At 56.7% G+C, this 15,105-nt stretch carries 10 protein-coding genes; 6 read left to right on the forward strand and 4 right to left on the reverse strand.

From position 1 onward, the window contains the following. Nucleotides 1-237: 237 nt before the first annotated feature. On the reverse strand, nucleotides 238-1,488 hold the full coding sequence (locus V3C20_RS00070) for a hypothetical protein (RefSeq protein WP_130083509.1): 1,251 nt from the start codon (nucleotides 1,486-1,488) through the stop codon (nucleotides 238-240). Nucleotides 1,489-2,081: 593 nt separating this feature from the next. Here V3C20_RS00070 and V3C20_RS00075 point away from each other — a divergent pair. From V3C20_RS00075 to V3C20_RS00085, 3 genes are all read left to right on the forward strand, one after another. Continuing rightward, a complete protein-coding gene (locus V3C20_RS00075) occupies nucleotides 2,082-3,347 on the forward strand; it encodes a DEAD/DEAH box helicase (RefSeq protein ID WP_130083508.1) in 1,266 nt (421 codons plus the stop codon). A 137-nt stretch (nucleotides 3,348-3,484) separates the two neighbouring features. After that, complete coding sequence (locus V3C20_RS00080; protein ID WP_067569902.1) at nucleotides 3,485-4,090, forward strand: hypothetical protein; 606 nt, start codon at nucleotides 3,485-3,487, stop codon at nucleotides 4,088-4,090. A gap of 517 nt (nucleotides 4,091-4,607) precedes the next feature. Next, nucleotides 4,608-6,053, forward strand: a complete 1,446-nt coding sequence (locus V3C20_RS00085) for a Gfo/Idh/MocA family oxidoreductase (RefSeq protein WP_130083507.1) — start codon at nucleotides 4,608-4,610, stop codon at nucleotides 6,051-6,053. Nucleotides 6,054-6,412: 359 nt separating this feature from the next. Here V3C20_RS00085 and V3C20_RS00090 read toward each other — a convergent pair whose 3' ends face one another. Further along, nucleotides 6,413-8,797, reverse strand: a complete 2,385-nt coding sequence (locus V3C20_RS00090) for a glycoside hydrolase family 95 protein (protein ID WP_130083506.1) — start codon at nucleotides 8,795-8,797, stop codon at nucleotides 6,413-6,415. Between the two features lie 220 nt (nucleotides 8,798-9,017). On the opposite strand from V3C20_RS00090, the gene eboE reads away from it, so the two are divergent. Together eboE and V3C20_RS00100 are read left to right on the forward strand one after the other, a co-directional pair. Further along, the gene (gene eboE / locus V3C20_RS00095; protein WP_130083505.1) at nucleotides 9,018-10,160 is read left to right on the forward strand and encodes a metabolite traffic protein EboE; all 1,143 of its coding nucleotides are present in this window, start codon (nucleotides 9,018-9,020) and stop codon (nucleotides 10,158-10,160) included. Next, on the forward strand, nucleotides 10,157-11,116 hold the full coding sequence (locus V3C20_RS00100; RefSeq protein WP_130083504.1) for a hypothetical protein: 960 nt from the start codon (nucleotides 10,157-10,159) through the stop codon (nucleotides 11,114-11,116). Before eboE ends, V3C20_RS00100 begins: the two co-directional genes overlap by 4 nt. Nucleotides 11,117-11,209: 93 nt before the next feature. Here the strand turns inward: V3C20_RS00100 and V3C20_RS00105 are convergent, their stop codons facing one another. Together V3C20_RS00105 and rpoN are read right to left on the reverse strand one after the other, a co-directional pair. Further along, nucleotides 11,210-12,361, reverse strand: coding sequence for an MFS transporter (locus tag V3C20_RS00105; protein WP_130083503.1), 1,152 nt, complete (start codon nucleotides 12,359-12,361; stop codon nucleotides 11,210-11,212). Nucleotides 12,362-12,521: 160 nt separating this feature from the next. Next, on the reverse strand, nucleotides 12,522-13,916 hold the full coding sequence (rpoN, locus tag V3C20_RS00110) for an RNA polymerase factor sigma-54 (protein WP_161981325.1): 1,395 nt from the start codon (nucleotides 13,914-13,916) through the stop codon (nucleotides 12,522-12,524). A gap of 136 nt (nucleotides 13,917-14,052) precedes the next feature. Between rpoN and V3C20_RS00115 the strand changes: the two genes are divergently transcribed. Then, entirely contained in the window at nucleotides 14,053-14,778 is a 726-nt protein-coding gene (locus tag V3C20_RS00115) for a GDSL-type esterase/lipase family protein (RefSeq protein ID WP_130083501.1), read from the forward strand. The last annotated feature ends 327 nt before the right edge of the window (nucleotides 14,779-15,105 follow it).

Genomic DNA, 15,105 nt, shown 5'->3' on the forward strand with positions numbered 1-15,105 from the left:
AGTAGCTTAACGATCCCCTCACGTATTTGTCAGGTTTCCTTAAAGGAATATATTTCATTTTCCAATGGATTTTTTTTTGCTTAGAAAAGGTTATCTTCTTTCACTCATTCCCTGTGTGAGAAAACATGCGATATTCCTCTCCTCTCGCTCTTTGAATTCAGGATTACAACCTTGAATCCTTCAAGTTGTACTATCCGTTTTTCTGAAAGTGAATACTTTCATTGCTTTTAAACAATTTCACTTATCCTTGATATTGCGTTCTGCAAAAACATTAAGAGGATCGTCATGTTTAGCAGTAGGTTTGGAACCAATAGCCGCTTTCGATTTTCGTTTGGCAGCCTCTCCCCATAATTTTTCCAGAGAAATCGGATTTCCTCTTAAATCATATCGCCCAAGAGCAAAATTTTTACTGTCCAGGTCAAAATAGTAATTCCTATGATCATTCCTTGGATAACAAAGAGTTTTTTTACCCGGTGCAGAAGCAAAAAATTGCAATGAGCCTTCTTCGGAATTACGAAGTGAAATCTTTCCGTCTTGATCTAGCAAAATGAACAAGGAATAAAAAATACCCTTTCTTGCATCGTAGGTGTGCCATCGCGTCCACTCACCATCCCTTGTCCCACCTCTCATTCCGCCCAAACGGAGAACTCCGTCATCTCCCTGCTCAAAAAAAGTTTGCACAACATATAAATAATTTTTGCTGTCTTCCCTGTACCAGGCGACATATTTTACGTTATCCCCTTGATTTTCTCCTTTTCTATTTACACAAATACCAAATACAACTATTTTTTCATCATTCCCTGAGTATAAAGTATCCCATTGTTCAAGATATACATATCTTTCATCCAACGTATAGCGTGATTCCTGCATCACACTTTTCCACTCAGGTTCGTTGGCATATACGGGGGTAGGCAGGTATTCTCCGGTAAAAAGGTTTTTACGTTGGGAAATAGTTTTTTTCTTTTCTAAAATTTTATTCAGATACTTCAAATTAAATGAATTGTCTTCTTTCAAAAAATCCTTTGGATATTTGAAATGATATTCACTCACGTGTTTAAAAAGTGCATCAATAACATATTGATAGTATTTTACTCCCTCCTCAGGCGCGAGGCGTTTTTGCTTCGCTTCAGCAAGAAATTCGACAAAAGGATGGTTTCTTCCGTTCTTGCCAGAATCTGAAAGGTCAACTTTTCCTTCTCTGCTTTCCTTCTGCAGCTGATCATCCAGTAGCTGTTGATCGGTCTTCGAAAGTTTTTCCCACAAAATGGTTTTCACTTTTCCATCATTCACGAGCAAGCGAATTTTATTTCCTTCTCTTCCCTCATACGTTGCCTTCAATTGATGCCCCGTAACCGCCGTCCAAATTCGGGGTTTGCTTAAATCAACAAACTCTCCGCCTTGAGCAAAAGCAACCCAACAGCCACCGCAACACAAGGTCAACATCATCCAAAAAGGAAAAAATGCCTTTTTTATCGTCTTATAGTTCATAACTGTGGAAAAGAATTTAGATAAATGGAAATTAGACGGATTGAGAATCCGCTATCATATTTATCTGCCACCACAAAAAATACGATATACACAATACTCGAAGTACTATCCATAAAAGATATACACAAAATCTATCAACCACTAATATTTTTTCTTTCCCAACTACACCAAGCGAATAGACAACAAAGTAACATACAAAGAACAATTTATGCTTGACGCGGATTCTCAACCCGCATTTTCATTTAACCACACTTAAAATCAAGTGGGTGGAAGAAACTTCCGTAACCGCACAACATGGCTCCGGATGACAGCGGCAGCCGACTTATCAGAGTTTTCGGCAGTACCGGGAAATGGAGCCATAACGCCTAAAATGTTTTTATTTCTCTTGACGGCTCCCTTCCACCGTGCTTTTATGGATTTGTTCCCGCCGAATGGAAGCTTGGTTGTTCATTTGATGGTCATTGCGGTTGGCGGGATACGGGCGTCTCCGTATTGATTCTTTCAGTATCGCTTCCGGCGGATTTTTTCCCTGCCATTTTGTGATTCCGTCAGTTCACTGCAGCCGGGACGCATTCACAGACAAAGAAATCAATATGGTATCCACCACATTCAGGGAGCTTGGCTTGTCGGCTCCCATTCTCCGCCAACTGGAGAAACTGGAGTACAAGACCCCCACCCCCATTCAGGCCGCCTGCATCCCCATGCTGCTGCAGAAAAAGGACCTGATGGGACTGGCGCAGACCGGTACGGGAAAAACCGCCGCCTTCGCCCTGCCCCTCATTCAACACTTTTCCGAACATCCCGCCAAACCCCGGCCACGAAAGGTCAGGGCGCTCATCCTGAGCCCCACCCGGGAGCTGGCTTCACAGATTCACGACAACATCACGGCGTATGCCAAGGGACAGAACCTGTCCACGGCCGTCATCTTCGGCGGCGTGGGGTATGCCCCCCAGTTCCGCAAACTGGCGGCGGGCCTGGACATTCTGGTTGCTACGCCGGGCAGGCTGATCGACCATCTGGAACGCCAGACCGTCAATCTGGACCAGGTGGAAACCCTGATTCTGGATGAAGCCGACCACATGCTGGACATGGGCTTCGCCCCGGCCCTGAAAAAAATCGTGTCCAAAATTCCCCGGCAGCGCCACACCCAGATGTTCTCCGCCACCATGCCGGACAACATCCGGCAACTGGCCCAGGCCTTCCTCCAGGAACCGGAAACGGTCATGGTCACGCCTCCCTCCGCCACGGCGGACCGGGTGGAACAATCCCTCTGCATGGTCCGCTCCCAGGCGGACAAAAGGCCCTGCACGCTGGACCTGCTGGAACAGCGCCAACATCCGGGACGCACCCTCATCTTCACCCGCACCAAGCACGGAGCCAACCGGCTGGCCTCCTTCCTCACCGGCAGGGACTATCCGGCCTCCGCCATCCACGGGGATAAAAGCCAGGGTACGCGGGAGCGCATGCTCCGCGAATTCCGCTCCGGGGAAACGCCCATTCTCGTCGCTACGGACATCGCGGCCCGCGGCATCGACGTCAAGGACGTCCAGCTCGTCATCAACTATGACCTGCCGGCGGAATCGGAAGTTTACGTACACCGCATAGGCCGTACTGCCCGCGCCGGAGCCGACGGACAGGCGATTGCCCTGTGCGCTCCGGATGAAGTCGGAAAGGCCCGGGATATCCACAAAATGCTCGGACGCGTCCTTCCCGTGCATGCCTCCAGCACGGAACTCCCGGCAGAACTGCTGACCGTTCCCGGTGCTGACAGGAGGCAGAAAAATTCCGCCCGGGAAAACGGTGCCCCCTCCCGCAGGCAATCACGTAACGGATACAGCCGCAGCCGTTCACGCAGATAGTGAAAGGACGCCGAAAGAACCCGGATTTTAACCATTCAAAAAAATGTTTGAACGCAATCCGGGGGAAAACGGTCTCACTTGCTACAGACGGTCCGCCGGGCCGTTGCAGCCGGGAAACCCAAACCAAGGTTTCACTCATGAAAATCCTGTCGTTAATCACTAAAACGCTGTGCGCGGGCACCATCAGTTCCCTCGCCTGCCAGGCCGCCGTTCTGGCTTACGCGGATGAAGTGCCCTCCACCTTCGTGGAAGGCAAGCATTCCCCGGAAGTAGCCAGTTACGTGCAGAGCATCGCAGGCGTGGCGCTGGCATCAGGAATTCATGATTATGACGAGAACGCAACCAACAGCTATCAAGTGCTTGCCCAGGTGCTCAACAGCGGCAATGTCACCAACCTGCCGGACGACCTGAAGCGGGCCATTGAGATGCTGACCAGCTACGTTCCCGACCCGAATGCAACCATCCAGCCTATCCTGACCAAACAGCAGATAGAGCGCATGGAACACATGGCGGACCGGATCGAAAACCTTATTGAGGAAAAATACGGGGTGGACCTGGAAGACTGCATGAAAATCATGCAGCATGCGCTGGCTCCTTCCATCCCCGCCATCCTCCGCTCCTGTGACATGGAAGGCGCCAAACTGCCGACCACCACGGTTTTCCGCCCCAAGCTGGGCAAGGCGCTGAGTGAAGCCTACGCCAAACTCGCCGCGCCAGCACTTCCCGCCGCCAAGGCGGATTGACCGAACCATCAAAGACGACCGGGAAGATAATCCCGATTCTACGGCATGCGGAACCCGCGACAGGTTCCCTTACTGAATAAGCCGAAAGAAACGGGATGATCTCTCCGGCCGCCTGGAACGGCCCCGCCGCCGCACCGGCGACCACGCAACACTTTCCGGATGTCTCCGATCCAGAGCCGATCCTTCGGAACGCGGTGCCCATGATGCACCCATTTCATTCCCAAGCAACGGCCTGCAACATCGGAACAACCGGGTGATGCACCCCCAAAGGCCCTGTCCACGCACCGCGGAAGGACGGGGCCTCTTTTATTTCCTGAAGTGCCTCCTTTCACCCGTATTCGTCCCCGGCTTGCGCCTCTTCCCGCTCCCGTGGAAAACAGCGGTGAAACTCCTCTGCCCTCCCCACTGTTATTTAAAAAGCCGTGGACTTTTTGCATCATTCGTGAAAGAAAGATTTTCAAAACCCGGTATCTATGGCAACCTGAGGATTCCATCCTCCCTCACATACTATTCATTCATGGATACTTCATCATCACGTCGTCGTTTCCTCCAGACCCTGGGTCTGGCTACAGGAGCTCTGGCTGCCGGTTCCCTTGCCAACGCGCAGGAAGTAGAAGCCCTGGCTCCCAAAAAAATCATCATCCCCGATCCGAACAACATCGGTCCCATGACCACGTGGCCCGCACGCAAGCCGGGCGCCCAATACATGGGCGGATTCCGTGCCCCCAAACTGGACAAAGTCCGCGTGGCCTTTGTCGGCGTGGGCGAACGCGGCTCCATGCACGTCGCGCAAATGGCTGTCATTGAAGGCGCGGAAGTCGTCGGCATCTGTGACTTGTACGAAGACTGGGCCAAGCGCAACGCGGACCTCGTGGAAAAGAAGACGGGCAAGCGTCCCCCCATTTTCACGAAGGGACCGGAAGACTACAAGCGCATGATGAAGGAAGTCAAGCCGGACGCCGTCATCGTCTGCCCCAGCTGGGAATGGCACTGCCGCGTCACCTGCGACGTGATGAAAATGGGCGCCCACGCCTTCGTGGAAGTGCCGATGGCCGTCTCCATCAAGGAACTCTGGGAAATCGTGGATACTTCCGAACAGACCCGGAAGCATTGCATGATGATGGAAAACGTCAACTACGGCCGTGAAGAACTCATGTACCTGAACATGGTGCGCCAGGGCGTCATCGGAGACCTCCTGTACGGAGAAGCCGCCTACATTCACGAACTGCGCGGCCAGATGAAGCAGGTGGAGCGCGGAACCGGTTCCTGGAGAACCTACCACTACGCCAAGCGCAACGGCAACGTGTACCCCACGCACGGCCTCGGCCCCGTGGCTCAGTACATGAACCTGGCCCGCAAGGACGACTGCTTCGGCAGGCTCGTTTCCTTCTCCAGCCCGGCCCTCGGCCGCGCCGCATATGCCAGGAAAAACTTCCCGGCGGACCACAAGTGGAACAAGCTGGACTTCGCCTGCGGAGACATGAACACCTCCATCATTAAAACCACCATGGGCCGCACCGTTCTGGTGGAATGGGACGAAACCAGCCCCCGCCCCTACTCCCGCCTCAACCTCATCCAGGGCACCCTGGGCACGCTGGCCGGCTTCCCGACCCGCGTGGCCGGTGAAAAACTGGGCAACGGCAACTATCACGAATGGATTGAAGGCAATGAAAAGCTGGCGCCCATCTTTGAAAAATACGAGCACCCGCTCTGGAAGCGCGTCGGCCCGCTGGCCCTGAAAATGGGTGGCCACGGCGGCATGGACTTCGTGATGCTTTTCCGCATCATTGAATGTCTCCGCAACGGCGAACCCATGGACCAGAACGTCTATGAAGGGGCCTTCTGGTCCTCCGTTTCCGAGCTTTCCGAATACTCCGTGGCCCAGGGCGGCATGCCCCAGGTATTCCCGGACTTCACCCGCGGCGACTGGAAGACGACCGCCCCGCTCGGCATCGTGCAATAATTAAGCATTACCTGTCTTTTTACAACAAGGCTGTTCCGTTTACGGCGGAACAGCCTTTTTTGCAGGTCCCGGCCGCAAATCGGTTTAATGCCTTCCCTTCTCAAACAGGTTCGTCCGTTGTTCTTCCTCCCTGCTGCCTGTCTTCTCCCGGACAACCGTTCCAGTTTTGACAGACACACCCTCGCGACCACCTTTTTTCATCCAGACGGTCCCCTGTTCTCCGGCAGCATAACTCCGTCCGGAATCCGGCGCCGTTCACGGTATCTTCTCCAGCCCCGGTTCAAAGCATCCTGCAATATTTGAACCCGGCACTTGAAAAAGCCGCTCCCTCCCGTCCGAAAGCCGTCGAACCACCGCCCCTACTTCTCTTTAACGGCAACTCCCGGCGTCAACGCATAAGTCTTTTCCTCCCCATTGAAGAACACCTTGACGGACTGGGCGGCGGGAGAGGACAGGCTGAACTGTGTCACCCTGCCGCCTTTCCAGGCCATGTCCACGGAAATATTGCCGCGGGCTTTCAGCCCCCGGACGCTGCCGTCCTTCCACGCTCCGGGAAGTGCCGGCAGCAAATGCAGCCGCCCCGTATGGGATTGGAGCAGCATCTCGGCAAAACCCGCCACGATGCCCATGGTACCATCCACCTGCATGGGCGGATGCGTGGTGAACAGGCTGTCCATCATGCTGTAGCGGATCATGCCCTGAATCATCTCGTACGCCTTCCGTCCGTCCAGAAAGCGCGCCCACAGATTGGTGCGCCATGCCCAGGTCCAGGAACGGCGGGAATCACCCGTCGTTCCGCGCGCCAGCAGGGACTTGCGCGCGGCTTCCGCCCATTCCGGCGTCTTTGCCGGACTGATCTGGCTGCCGGGATAGACGGCAAACAGGTGGGAGGTGTGCCGGTGGTGCGGGTCCCAGGAACCGCTGCCCGGCTTTCGGTCGATCATCCATTCAAGCAGCATACCTTCCTCCCCCACCCTGGGCCCTACCAGCAGGTCCCTCTTGGCGGCCAGTTCCTTTCTCCACGCCCGGTCCACATCCAGCACCTCGGCAGCCTGCACGGTGTCATGGAACAACTCCCACACGATCTGCTGGTCATGGGCACAGCCGTCTTCCTTCGGCCCGTGTTCCGGAGACCACCCCATGGGAGCCGCCAGCATGCCTGCCCTGATATCCTTCAAATCACGGGAAACCACCTCCGGAGTCACTTTTTTGTCCTCCGTCCTGAAATTGCTTCCTCCCTCATTCATCACCTTCAACTGGCTTTCCCAGAACTGGCAGATCTCCTTCATCATCGGATAGGCCGTCGTCTTCAGGTAATCCCGGTCCAGCGTAAAAAGGTAATGTTCCCACAGATGCAGGGCATACCAGGCGGAAGCGGGCTTGTTCCACTTGAACCCCTGGCCGCCGAAAATATTCTGGGCGGTTCTGCTCGTCCACCCCGGAGCGGGAGTTCCGGACGCCGCCTTGAATTCCGCCGTCTCCCGGGTAATCCTGCGCGCCGCGGGCGCCATCTCCCTGATATAACGCACCAGTGGCTCATAGCATTCCGGCAGGTTGGCGGGCTCCACGCCCCAATAACACATCTGGATATTGATATTGTTGTGGTAATCGGAATCCCACGGCGGAATCAGGCTGTAATTCCAGAGCCCCTGCAGGTTGGCGGGCAAATTGCCCGGCTGGGAGGAGGAAATGATGACGTAGCGGCCAAAGTTGAAAATCAATTCCTCCAAATCAGGGTCCGGAGATTCCGTTCCCTCGTTCACAGCCTTTTTATACTTCTTCAGGCGTTCGTCGATGGGAAGTCCGGCCGTGGCGTCCTCCGTTTCTCCTAAATCTAGGGAAACCCGGTTGTAAAACTTTCCATAGGCCAGCAGGTGATCCCGCTTCATTTTCCCGGAAGGCACCTTGAGCGCCCGCGCCAGAACGGCGTCGTTCCTTTTCCGCGGAGATTCGCCCTTCCAATTCCGGGCGGCATCCAGGACATAATCCGTGGCCAGGGAGACCAGCACACGGCAGGAATCCGCCTTTTCCACAACGACAGCACCGTCGGAAGCCTTAACGGTTCCCCCCTTGGGAAGAATGGCGATGCGGCCTTCATACGCCAGCCCGTTCTTCAACTTGCCCTGGATCAGAATCATGCCCCGTCCTCCTCCGGCGGTGGACGTAATCCGGTCCTGCGGATGGAGAGTTGTCAGCCGGAAGACAGCATCCACGGAACGGGGTTTGTCCCCTTCCACCGTCATGGAAATCACCTGATGGGGAATGCTGGCAAAATATTCCCTCCTGTAACGGACATCCCCCGTGGAATAGGACACGGAGGCCAGCGCCCTGCCCACGTCAAGCTCCCTCCTGTAATCCTTCATTCCATCCGCAGCCGGATAAGTGATTTCCAGCGTTCCAAACGGCTGATAAGACCCGAATTTCAGGGAATCCGGCCCCTTGTCCTTGGCTTCCGAACTGCAAAAGCCGCCCGACCACATGCTGATCTCCGTCAGTTCCAGATGGTCCTTCCCCAGGCCGCCATAAATAAGCGCGCCTATTCTTCCATTGCCGATGGGGGTGGCATCCTTCGCCCACGACGTATCCCCCGTCCCTTTCTGGGGCCGCGTCTCTTTCCATTCGGCCGGACGGCTGAACCAGAATCGGGAGGATTTCCACCCTCCACCGCCGTCCTCGGCATGCAGAACAGACGCGTGCAGGAAAACTCCGGAAGCCAGAAAAAAAAGCGGGCGAAAGTTGAACATGGAAGTTGTCCTTTACCATAGGGGACAGTATTTCAGCAAGCCTATTCGTCCCACTGCGCGAAATGCATTTCCCATGACGGCCAAAGACGCAATTCCGTGAAATTTCTCCCGTCCCGCCGTTCGTAAGTATGTCTGAGGAACGCATCCCAGGCACAGCCATCTTCCGACATCTCGCCCCGAAGCGGAAGGCCGTTCCCCTACAACACCCATCCGCCCCGCCATGCTTTCCTACTGCACCAATATCCACCCCGCCGAATCCTGGGCGGAAACCATGGAAGCGCTCCGACTCCATGTGCCGCGCATCGCCAGTGAACTCTCCTCTCCCCTCCGCAACCAGCCTTTGGGTATCGGCCTGCGCCTGTCGGCGCGGGCGGCGAGGGAACTGCTGGAATCACCTGAGGCTGTTGATTCCCTGAAAATCTGGCTGAATGACAACCACGCACGGGTGGAGACCCTCAACGGGTTCCCCTACGGCAACTTTCATGGAGAACGGGTGAAGGAGCGCGTCTTCCAGCCGGACTGGACCACTCCGGAACGCTTTGAATATACCTGCAACCTCTTCCGCATCCTGGCCCTCATCGGCGATGAACGGGCCGACACGCTGACCGTCAGCACGCTTCCCGCATCCCACAGCTGGTTCCACGCGGATGAAGAGCGGATTTTCGCGCGGCTGGAAGCCATGAGCGGATTCCTGGACGCGCTGAGCAGACAGACGGGACGCCTCATGCAGCTCGGCCTGGAGCCGGAACCCTTCGGCCATTTTCACGACACATTCGGGGCCATTCGCTTCTTTGACAACCTGCGCAACCGTTCCCGCCGCCCGGAACTCATCGAACGCCACATAGGGCTGACCTACGATACCTGCCACTTCGCCATTCTTCGGGAAGAACCGGATTTCACCCTCTCCGCCTGGGAGGAAAACAACATCGCCCTGTGCAAGGTCCAGCTCTCCAACGCCCTGGAATTTCACATGAACGAACTGGAAAGCCTGGACCTTCTCCAGGAATTTGACGACGGAGTCTATTTCCACCAGACCAGCATCCGGCACGGAAACCACACCATGCTTTTCCCGGACATGCCGAATGCCCTGGCCTACGCGCGGGATTATGCGGAGGAAACACGGAACTCCGTCTGGCGCATTCATTACCACATTCCCCTGTACGCGTCTCCGGAACCGCCTCTGAAAGACACGGGGTCTTTCATCGCCAAAACACTGGACTACCTGCACTCCCATCCCTCCCTCCGCCCCCATCTGGAAGTGGAAACCTACACATGGAGCGTCCTTCCGGATCACATGAAAATTCCCCTGGCCTCCCAAATCGCACGGGAAATGAACTACATTGCCGCGCTTCAGCATTCATGACATCCCCATACACATACGCCGTAAAACTTTCCGGAGGCCTGTTGCTGGCCGCCGTCCTGTCGTCCTGCACCCTGTTTCCGTCCTCCCCCGGCGGCCCGGACACCCCCCGTTCCCTGGCGGAACGCATGGAACGCCATACGCAAGTCCTGCAAAAAACCATAGGCCCCAGAAACTCCCGCCAGCCCAAATCCATGGAGGCGGCCGCCAAATACATTGAAAACAACTTCTCGGACATGGGGTATGCCGTGACGCTCCAGCCCATCACGGGCGGCAATTCCAAAAAGGAAGCCGCCATCTACAACATTGTGGTGTACAAGCCCGGCCTCTTCTCCGACAACCAGAGCATTGTGGTAGGGGCCAATTACGACTCCGACGAGCGCTTCAACAACGGCAGCGGAGCGGCCGTGCTGATGGAAACGGCCAGGGACCTCAGGGACATTGCGACCAACCACAACATCTACTTTGTAGCCTACGCCAACGGGGCGCAGTCCGCGGGGCAATCCGGTCCCTCCGGAGCCGGCGTGCATGCCAAAATGCTGAGCGGCCTCATCGGAGCCTCCAACATCCTGGGAATGATCAACCTGGAACCCCAGAAAACCGCCGTTCCCGGAGAAGGGGAGCAAACGAAAGAAGTCGAACCCCAGACACCGGTCCTGTTCCTGACCACTCCACGCGGACAGGAATTTGCCGCGCAATGCGCAGCCCCCTTTGCAAAAAGCTGGGAACAGCCGCCCTCCACCCTTCACCGGAAAACAGCGGCCATCAACAGCAATGACCGCCATTATGCGGCCCTGGACATCCCCACCCTCTCCTGCAAATGCGAATACAGCGTCACGGACTCCCGGACAAAGAACTATGTGCAGGCGCTGACGGACATGATCCACCAGGTGGCGGACAACGACGTATCCAAAACGGACAAGCAGCCGGACGCCGCCCAAAAGCCGAAACAGCCCTGACCGGGAAGGAACGCTTCTGAAAGCCACCCTCTTTCATGAATTATCCCCCTGCGGGAAAACATGTTTCCGCCCTGCTCCGGCGGGGTACTACTCCTACCGGGACGCCCTGCCCGCCCGGTGTCCCCCTACGATCAGCACGGGCATGTACAGCAGGGCCACCAGGGCAATGACCAGCGGCATCCAGTTGTCCGAATAACGCTGCATCAGGAACGACGTCAGGGAAGGACCGGCCAGCGTCCCCACGGAATAGCTCAGCAGCAGGAGCTGGTTCATCGTCACCAGCTCGTCGCGGGAGGCTTCTTCGCATCCCCAGGCCATGGCGATGGGATACAGGGAAAAACCCGCCAGGCCGAGGGCGACCAGGGAGGGGGCCATCAGTCCGCCCCTGGCCATCAGGCCGGCGCAGGCGGCTATCACCAGCAGGGACTGGCACTTCATCACGAAGGCGCGCCCGTACCTGTCAGACAGCCGCCCCATGGGCCATTGCCCTAGAATGGCCGCGGCAATCAGCAGGGCCATCCAATACCCCACGGAGGAATGGCTCATGCCCTGGTGTTTCAGGAACAGGGGCATCAGGCAGTAAATCGTTCCCAGAACCACGCCGGAAATCATGCAGCCCGCCACGCCCAGCACCACGCTGCGGCGTCTCAGCAGGGGCCGGATTTCCACGCGGGGGGAAAGCTCCCCGCTGCCGGCATCCGACTTCAAGCGGACGAACAACAGCGGAATCATGCCGGCGACGGACAATCCGCACACTTCGGAGACCACCACAACCATGTCGCTGGGGAACCAGCCGATCAGCAACTGGCCCAGCACGGTGCCCAGATAATAAACCACCATGTAGGAAGCCAGAAGAACGCCGCGGGTCTTCAGCGTTCCCGCCCTCAGCAGGGCGCTCTCCACCACCACCCAAACCAGGGCGCAGCTTGCTCCCGTCAAAAACCTGAGACCGCTCCAGGCAGCAACTCCGGAAACGGCCACCAGCAGGAGCGTGGACACGGCGCACAACACGCACGCGCAGCGGTAGCTGCCGTTGAACCCCGTCCTGCGTATCAGCCATCCGGCCATGAGCGTGCCGGCCAGGTTCCCCAGAAAAAAGAAAGACCCCACCATGCCCGTCTCCCACACGGCCGCATCCGCCTGCTCCATCCACAGCGGAACCACCGTATTCAGTACGGCGAACGCCACGGTCTGAAACAGCAAACCGAGCAGCAACAATGCAATAGGCCATGTAAATGTACGCATAACGATAAAGCAATAAAGGGAGGCGACTATATCACTAAAGCCGCGTCAGTCAACCGTTGCCTCCGCCAGAAACGGCAGTATCCGGCATGCCTTTTTCAATCCTCACAAAAACAACCTGCAATCAACGTGTTGAATCATCTGAAAACGCTCTTTAAAAACGTCATATCCCCTTGCGCAGGGAGGCGGGCAGAATCTTCATCTGTTCGCGGTACTTCGCTACCGTTCTGCGGGCGATATTCACCCCCTTCTCCTGGAGGGCGGCAGCCAGCCTGGCATCGCTGAGGGGCTTGGCCGGATTCTCCGCCGCGATCAACGCCCGCATCAACTCCTGGACAGCTCCGGAAGCGACCGAATTCTCCCCGGCGCCGGATGCGGCCTCACCGCCCGCGGAGAATCCGGAGCTGAAAAAGGACCTCAACTCCCTCATCCCCCACTTGCACAACAGGTATTTGTCACGGCAGGCGCGGGAAACGGTGGAAACATGCACGCCCAGCTCGACCGCAATCTCCTCCATGCCCATGGCCTTCAAATGGGACGGCCCGGCCCTGAAAAAGGCTTCCTGTTTCCGGACAATGGCCCGGGCCAGCTTGAGAATGGTCTCCTGCCTCATGTCCAGCGCGCGTATCAGTTCCTGGCCCTCCCGGAACGCCTTGCGGAGGTACTGGCGCAAATCCCGGCTTCCGGAACCTTCCGCCATCATCTCCATGTACTGTTCATTCATGGACAATTTCGGAAGGTATTCCGAAGTCAGCGTCACTTCCAGTTCACCGGAAGCCGACTCTTCCACGACCACATCCGGCAGAATATGCGGATTGCCACCCGGCGCATAGGCACAGCCGGGATCGGGGGTCAGGCTCCTGACAATTTCCAGGGCCGCCGCCACTTCCTCCGGTTCCGCACCCAACAGGAGAGCGGCCTCTCCATACTTGTGCGCCGCCAGCTCCCGCCAGCACCGTTTGACCAGACGGAACGCCAGCGACCGCTTCAGCCCGCGCTGTTCCAGCTGAATCAGAAGGGAATCCCTCAAATCCCGGGCCCCCACTCCGGGCGGGTCCATTCCTCTCAGCACCGCGAGAGCCTCTCCCATATCCTTCATGCTGAAACATTCCCTCTCTTCCAGTTCTTCCGGGGACTCCGTCAGAAATCCCCGGTCATCCAGGGAATCAATCAGCAGCAGCAGGGCTTCCCTGGACCGCCCGGTCAGTGCGGAATGAACCGCCTGGTCCATCAAATGGGACTTGAGAGACTCCGGAGCCACGACGGATTCATACATGAAATCCCGCCGGGCCGCGGCCTCCGCAGAAGGGTGTCCTTCAACCGTAAACTCGTTCCAGCCGTCATCCTTCATGTCGTCAAGGTCTCCGGACGGCTCATCGTCAAGGGCCTCCGGAGAAGCGTCCGGGACATCCTCCAGCAGAGGGTTCGTCTCCAGGGCCTGACGGATCAACTGCTTCAGCTCCAGAGAGGAAGCCTGGAGAATCTGCATACCCGTCTGCATGGACTGTCCCGCCACCATCTGGCGCGTCATTCCGTGCTGCAGGGACACCTCGCTCATACCGGGACAAACTACACCAGCCGCCGAATTCTGGCAAGGGGGAAGGGACCCGCACACAATGTGCCTCATCCATGGAAATCAAAAAAAACCACCTGTTTGGCGCAACATTTTTCCCGGATTTCCGTATCATTAGCATATGAGGAATTTACATGCACTTGTCCTGGCCTGCCTGGCGCCCTGTCTCGCCCTGTCCGCCCTGGCGGACGCCCCGTCCCCTCTGTCCCCCATTTCCCGGGAAGGGACGAAAAGCTGGAAAGACCGCTACGATCAACAGGTGGAGCAGCTCAGGAACAATCCCTGCGGCGTCCTGTTCCTGGGGGATTCCATTACGGACTACTGGGACCGGGACGGAAAACAGGCATGGGATAAGATGTTCAAACCCTACCATCCCTGCAACTTCGGCATTTCCGGGGACCAGACTACCAACCTGATCTACCGCATCACTCATTCCGGCATGCCGGCACAGACGGATCCCAAACTGTGCATCGTCATGATCGGCACCAACAACACCGGACATTTCAAGGGAGGGGAAGACCCGGAAAAAACGGCCATCGGCATCCTGGGGGCGGCGCAGCACCTGCTGGTGCGCTTCCCGGACACGCACGTACTGCTTCTGGGAATTTTCCCCCGCGGCAGCGGCCCGCAAGACAAGCTGCGCCAGCACAATGATAAAATCAACGCCATTGTGGCGCAATGCAAACTGCCCCGCACCACTTACGTCAACATCAACAAGCGTTTTCTGGACTCCTCCGGCAGGCTTCTGCCCGGCATCAGCAGGGACAACCTGCACTTCACGGAAAAAGGCTACGCCATCTGGGCAGACGCCGTACTCCCCTACATCAAGAAATACTGCAGGCCGTAAGGGAAGCTTCCAAGGCAGTGCCGCCTGCTGCTGCCAGCGCGGCCTTGCCTCCTTCCTTTTCCCATCCTGCCTAAAGCATCAGCGGCAGATGGAATCACCCCTTTTGCGGATGACAGGAAAACCATGAAGGCCGGGTGCCCGAATGCCGGGAGCTGCCGGGTCCGGAGGGATGGAAACCTCCACGGAAACGGCCCTGGAGAATCCTTTGAAAAAACTCTCCATCCATGGGGGAAAACCTGGCGGAGGCGCCCGCAAGGCAGGCCGCATCTCCAGGCCGGAAAATCGGAAAAACATTGATTTTTTCTCCATCTGCCCCTAAATTCCCCC

Origin of the sequence: Akkermansia sp. RCC_12PD, assembly GCF_036417355.1 — a bacterium.
Classification (GTDB): Bacteria; Verrucomicrobiota; Verrucomicrobiia; order Verrucomicrobiales; family Akkermansiaceae; genus Akkermansia.

Bases quoted from the DNA above. Each gene is read 5' to 3' on its own strand.
- V3C20_RS00115 (WP_130083501.1), top strand. From the start codon at position 14,053: ATGAGGAATTTACATGCACTTGTCCTGGCCTGCCTGGCGCCCTGTCTC.
- V3C20_RS00075 (WP_130083508.1), top strand. From the start codon at position 2,082: ATGGTATCCACCACATTCAGGGAGCTTGGCTTGTCGGCTCCCATTCTC.
- V3C20_RS00105 (WP_130083503.1), bottom strand. From the start codon at position 12,361: ATGCGTACATTTACATGGCCTATTGCATTGTTGCTGCTCGGTTTGCTG.
- rpoN (WP_161981325.1), bottom strand. From the start codon at position 13,916: ATGAGCGAGGTGTCCCTGCAGCACGGAATGACGCGCCAGATGGTGGCG.
- V3C20_RS00080 (WP_067569902.1), top strand. From the start codon at position 3,485: ATGAAAATCCTGTCGTTAATCACTAAAACGCTGTGCGCGGGCACCATC.
- V3C20_RS00070 (WP_130083509.1), bottom strand. From the start codon at position 1,488: ATGAACTATAAGACGATAAAAAAGGCATTTTTTCCTTTTTGGATGATG.
- V3C20_RS00090 (WP_130083506.1), bottom strand. From the start codon at position 8,797: ATGTTCAACTTTCGCCCGCTTTTTTTTCTGGCTTCCGGAGTTTTCCTG.
- eboE (WP_130083505.1), top strand. From the start codon at position 9,018: ATGCTTTCCTACTGCACCAATATCCACCCCGCCGAATCCTGGGCGGAA.
- V3C20_RS00085 (WP_130083507.1), top strand. From the start codon at position 4,608: ATGGATACTTCATCATCACGTCGTCGTTTCCTCCAGACCCTGGGTCTG.
- V3C20_RS00100 (WP_130083504.1), top strand. From the start codon at position 10,157: ATGACATCCCCATACACATACGCCGTAAAACTTTCCGGAGGCCTGTTG.